Origin of the sequence: Pseudoduganella danionis (assembly GCF_009720775.1) — a bacterium.
GTDB lineage: Bacteria > Pseudomonadota > Gammaproteobacteria > Burkholderiales > Burkholderiaceae_D > Rugamonas > Rugamonas danionis.
The window spans coordinates 1-5069 of the sequence record NZ_WNKW01000017.1 but is presented as its reverse complement, the minus strand read 5'-3'; the positions used below and the strand labels follow the sequence as shown (position 1 = coordinate 5069).

General features: G+C 58.2%; 6 protein-coding genes. 1 reads left to right on the top strand and 5 read right to left on the bottom strand.

The genetic code is table 11. From position 1 onward, the window contains the following. Positions 1-91 precede the first annotated feature (91 nt). The 5 genes from GM655_RS22415 to GM655_RS22390 all read right to left on the bottom strand — a co-directional run bounded on the left by GM655_RS22415 (position 92) and on the right by GM655_RS22390 (position 4126). Positions 92-856: an IS6-like element IS6100 family transposase gene (locus GM655_RS22415; RefSeq protein ID WP_001389365.1), complete on the bottom strand. Its 765-nt coding sequence runs from the start codon at positions 854-856 to the stop codon at positions 92-94. Positions 857-1362: 506 nt separating this feature from the next. Continuing rightward, the gene (locus GM655_RS22405; protein ID WP_000376623.1) at positions 1363-1863 is read right to left on the bottom strand and encodes a GNAT family N-acetyltransferase; all 501 of its coding nucleotides are present in this window, start codon (positions 1861-1863) and stop codon (positions 1363-1365) included. A 127-nt stretch (positions 1864-1990) separates the two neighbouring features. Next, positions 1991-2830, bottom strand: coding sequence for a sulfonamide-resistant dihydropteroate synthase Sul1 (sul1, locus tag GM655_RS22400; protein WP_000259031.1), 840 nt, complete (start codon positions 2828-2830; stop codon positions 1991-1993). Beyond that, positions 2824-3171 carry a quaternary ammonium compound efflux SMR transporter QacE delta 1 gene (locus GM655_RS22395; protein WP_000679427.1) on the bottom strand — a complete coding sequence of 116 codons (348 nt, stop codon included), beginning with the start codon at positions 3169-3171 and terminating at the stop codon, positions 2824-2826. Before GM655_RS22395 ends, sul1 begins: the two co-directional genes overlap by 7 nt. A gap of 163 nt (positions 3172-3334) precedes the next feature. Beyond that, a complete protein-coding gene (locus GM655_RS22390; RefSeq protein ID WP_001261740.1) occupies positions 3335-4126 on the bottom strand; it encodes an ANT(3'')-Ia family aminoglycoside nucleotidyltransferase AadA2 in 792 nt (263 codons plus the stop codon). A 145-nt stretch (positions 4127-4271) separates the two neighbouring features. Here GM655_RS22390 and intI1 point away from each other — a divergent pair. Further along, the coding region (gene intI1 / locus GM655_RS22385; protein ID WP_017901294.1) for a class 1 integron integrase IntI1 at positions 4272-5069 on the top strand (798 nt) is incomplete at its 3' end.

Here is a 5069-nt window from a genome sequence, read left to right as displayed (position 1 = left end):
CTCGTGTGCACCAAAGCGAGGTGAGCATGGCGACGGAGGCTCTGTTGCAAAGATTGGCGGCAGTCAGAGGTAGGCTGTCGCTCTGCGCCGATCAGGCGGCTGCTGCGAAATGGTGGTTGAGCATGCCCATGGCCTCCGTCAGCGCCGAGGGCCCAATGCCAAAAGCTCTCTCCACAAGGCGCACCTCGCCCCTGATGCCGGGCTGCAGGCACCAGGGGCGAGCCTGTCCTTTGCGCAGGGCTCGCATGACTTCGAATCCCTTGATCGTGGCATAGGCCGTGGGGATCGATTTGAAACCGCGCACCGGCTTGATCAGTATCTTGAGCTTTCCGTGATCGGCCTCGATCACGTTATTGAGATACTTCACCTGCCGGTGGGCCGTCTCCCGGTCCAGCTTTCCTTCGCGCTTCAATTCGGTGATCGCTGCACCATAGCTCGGCGCTTTGTCGGTATTGAGCGTGGCAGGCTTTTCCCAGTGCTTCAGGCCTCGCAGGGCCTTGCCCAGGAACCGCTTCGCTGCCTTGGCGCTGCGGGTCGGCGACAGGTAGAAATCGATCGTGTCGCCCCGCTTGTCGACTGCCCGGTACAGGTAGGTCCACTTGCCCCGCACCTTGACGTAGGTTTCATCCAGGCGCCAGCTCGGATCAAAGCCACGCCGCCAGAACCAGCGCAGCCGCTTCTCCATCTCCGGGGCGTAGCACTGGACCCAGCGATAGATCGTCGTATGGTCGACCGAAATGCCGCGTTCCGCCAGCATTTCCTCAAGGTCGCGATAGCTGATCGGATAGCGACAATACCAGCGCACCGCCCACAGGATCACATCACCCTGGAAATGGCGCCACTTGAAATCCGTCATCGTTCCGTCCGTCCAATCTCCGCCAAGCATGCTCAAGCTTCACGATTTTTGCAACAGAGCCCACACGAGTATTGAGCATAGTCGAGATTGGTGCAGATCACTTCTGATATTGAACTGTCAGGAGCTGGCTGCACAACAGCCATTACGCCCAATCAACTGGTGCAGTCGTCTTCTGAAAATGACATTTGGTATCTCTCATAAACGGATGTTTTTGAGAGAACTATCTTCGGCCTTCACACGCACGAAAGGCGGCGAAGCTCCGCCGTTAATCCGTCCGCCGGAGATCTCGCCCAGGCAGGCTGAAGGCCGAGCAAGCCTGACAGGCCCGAAAAGCCCGGCACGGGCGTCGGCGGCGATGACGGCGGCGGCATTATCCAGGGTTGATGATGGAAGTGGAGGATATCGACAACCTCTCGCGCAACCAAGACATCGCGGTCGGACTGCAAGTGATCTTGAAGCCACGGGCCCGTCCCACCCCGACATGGACCTCGATGCCCGAACGGACGTTAGATTTCGAGTTCTAGGCGTTCTGCGATGAAGGTTGGATCCCAGCCGGGATTGAAAGTGTCGACGTGGGTGAATCCGAGCCGCTCGTATAGGCCACGCAGGTTCGGGTGGCAGTCGAGCCGCAGCTTGGCGCACCCCTGCGTTCGCGCGGCATGGCGGCAAGCCTCGATCAGCGCGGAGCTGACACCCCGGCCCGCATGTGTCCGTCGCACCGCGAGCTTGTGCAGATATGCGGCCTCCCCCTTGAGGGCGTCGGGCCAGAACTCGGGATCCTCGGCCGACAAGGTGCAACAGCCGACGATGCCGTCGCTGCAACTCGCGACTAGGAGCTCGGATCTCAGGACGAAGGTCTCCGCGAATGTCCGGTCGATCCGCGCGACGTCCCAGGCGGGCGTTCCCTTGGCGGACATCCACGCCGCAGCGTCGTGCATCAGCCGCACAACCTCGTCGATATCACCCGAGCAGGCGACCCGAACGTTCGGAGGCTCCTCGCTGTCCATTCGCTCCCCTGGCGCGGTATGAACCGCCGCCTCATAGTGCAGTTTGATCCTGACGAGCCCAGCATGTCTGCGCCCACCTTCGCGGAACCTGACCAGGGTCCGCTAGCGGGCGGCCGGAAGGTGAATGCTAGGCATGATCTAACCCTCGGTCTCTGGCGTCGCGACTGCGAAATTTCGCGAGGGTTTCCGAGAAGGTGATTGCGCTTCGCAGATCTCCAGGCGCGTGGGTGCGGACGTAGTCAGCGCCATTGCCGATCGCGTGAAGTTCCGCCGCAAGGCTCGCTGGACCCAGATCCTTTACAGGAAGGCCAACGGTGGCGCCCAAGAAGGATTTCCGCGACACCGAGACCAATAGCGGAAGCCCCAACGCCGACTTCAGCTTTTGAAGGTTCGACAGCACGTGCAGCGATGTTTCCGGTGCGGGGCTCAAGAAAAATCCCATCCCCGGATCGAGGATGAGCCGGTCGGCAGCGACCCCGCTCCGTCGCAAGGCGGAAACCCGCGCCTCGAAGAACCGCACAATCTCGTCGAGCGCGTCTTCGGGTCGAAGGTGACCGGTGCGGGTGGCGATGCCATCCCGCTGCGCTGAGTGCATAACCACCAGCCTGCAGTCCGCCTCAGCAATATCGGGATAGAGCGCAGGGTCAGGAAATCCTTGGATATCGTTCAGGTAGCCCACGCCGCGCTTGAGCGCATAGCGCTGGGTTTCCGGTTGGAAGCTGTCGATTGAAACACGGTGCATCTGATCGGACAGGGCGTCTAAGAGCGGCGCAATACGTCTGATCTCATCGGCCGGCGATACAGGCCTCGCGTCCGGATGGCTGGCGGCCGGTCCGACATCCACGACGTCTGATCCGACTCGCAGCATTTCGATCGCCGCGGTGACAGCGCCGGCGGGGTCTAGCCGCCGGCTCTCATCGAAGAAGGAGTCCTCGGTGAGATTCAGAATGCCGAACACCGTCACCATGGCGTCGGCCTCCGCAGCGACTTCCACGATGGGGATCGGGCGAGCAAAAAGGCAGCAATTATGAGCCCCATACCTACAAAGCCCCACGCATCAAGCTTTTGCCCATGAAGCAACCAGGCAATGGCTGTAATTATGACGACGCCGAGTCCCGACCAGACTGCATAAGCAACACCGACAGGGATGGATTTCAGAACCAGAGAAAGAAAATAAAATGCGATGCCATAACCGATTATGACAACGGCGGAAGGGGCAAGCTTAGTAAAGCCCTCGCTAGATTTTAATGCGGATGTTGCGATTACTTCGCCAACTATTGCGATAACAAGAAAAAGCCAGCCTTTCATGATATATCTCCCAATTTGTGTAGGGCTTATTATGCACGCTTAAAAATAATAAAAGCAGACTTGACCTGATAGTTTGGCTGTGAGCAATTATGTGCTTAGTGCATCTAACGCCGGAGTTAAGCCGCCGCGCGTAGCGCGGTCGGCTTGAACGAATTGTTAGACATCATTTACCAACTGACTTGATGATCTCGCCTTTCACAAAGCGAATAAATTCTTCCAAGTGATCTGCGCGTGAGGCCAAGTGATCTTCTTTTTGTCCCAGATAAGCTTGCTTAGCTTCAAGTAAGACGGGCTGATACTGGGCAGGTAGGCGTTTTATTGCCCAGTCGGCAGCGACATCCTTCGGCGCGATTTTGCCGGTTATTGCGCTGTACCAAATGCGGGACAACGTAAGCACTACATTTCGCTCATCGCCGGCCCAGTCGGGCTGCGAGTTCCATAGCTTCAAGGTTTCCCTCAGCGCCTCGAATAGATCCTGTTCAGGAACCGGGTCAAAGAATTCCTCCGCTGCCGGACCTACCAAGGCAACGCTATGTTCTCTTGCTTTTGTAAGCAGGATAGCTAGATCAATGTCGATCATGGCTGGCTCGAAGATACCCGCAAGAATGTCATTGCGCTGCCATTCTCCAAATTGCAGCTCGCGCTTAGCCGGATAACGCCACGGGATGATGTCGTCATGCACGACAAGGGTGACTTCTATAGCGCGGAGCGTCTCGCTCTCGCCAGGGAAAGCCGAAGCCTCCATAAGGTCATTGAGCAATGCTCGCCGCGTCGTTTCATCAAGCTTTACGGCCACAGTAACCAACAAATCAATATCGCTGTATGGCTTCAGGCCGCCATCCACTGCGGAGCCGTACAAATGCACGGCCAGCAACGTTGATTCCAGATGGCGCTCAATGACGCTTAGCACCTCTGATAGTTGGTTCGAAATTTCGATGGTCACCGCTACCCTCATGATGTCTAACTTTGTTTTAGGGCGACTGCCCTGCTGCGTAACATCGTTGCTGCTCCATAACATCAAACATCGACCCACGGCGTAACGCGCTTGCTGCTTGGATGCCCGAGGCATAGACTGTACAAAAAAACAGTCATAACAAGCCATGAAAACCGCCACTGCGCCGTTACCACCGCTGCGTTCGGTCAAGGTTCTGGACCAGTTGCGTGAGCGCATACGCTACTTGCATTACAGTTTACGAACCGAACAGGCTTATGTCCACTGGGTTCGTGCCTTCATCCGTTTCCACGGTGTGCGTCACCCGGCAACCTTGGGCAGCAGCGAAGTCGAGGCATTTCTGTCCTGGCTGGCGAACGAGCGCAAGGTTTCGGTCTCCACGCATCGTCAGGCATTGGCGGCCTTGCTGTTCTTCTACGGCAAGGTGCTGTGCACGGATCTGCCCTGGCTTCAGGAGATCGGAAGACCTCGGCCGTCGCGGCGCTTGCCGGTGGTGCTGACCCCGGATGAAGTGGTTCGCATCCTCGGTTTTCTGGAAGGCGAGCATCGTTTGTTCGCCCAGCTTCTGTATGGAACGGGCATGCGGATCAGTGAGGGTTTGCAACTGCGGGTCAAGGATCTGGATTTCGATCACGGCACGATCATCGTGCGGGAGGGCAAGGGCTCCAAGGATCGGGCCTTGATGTTACCCGAGAGCTTGGCACCCAGCCTGCGCGAGCAGCTGTCGCGTGCACGGGCATGGTGGCTGAAGGACCAGGCCGAGGGCCGCAGCGGCGTTGCGCTTCCCGACGCCCTTGAGCGGAAGTATCCGCGCGCCGGGCATTCCTGGCCGTGGTTCTGGGTTTTTGCGCAGCACACGCATTCGACCGATCCACGGAGCGGTGTCGTGCGTCGCCATCACATGTATGACCAGACCTTTCAGCGCGCCTTCAAACGTGCCGTAGAA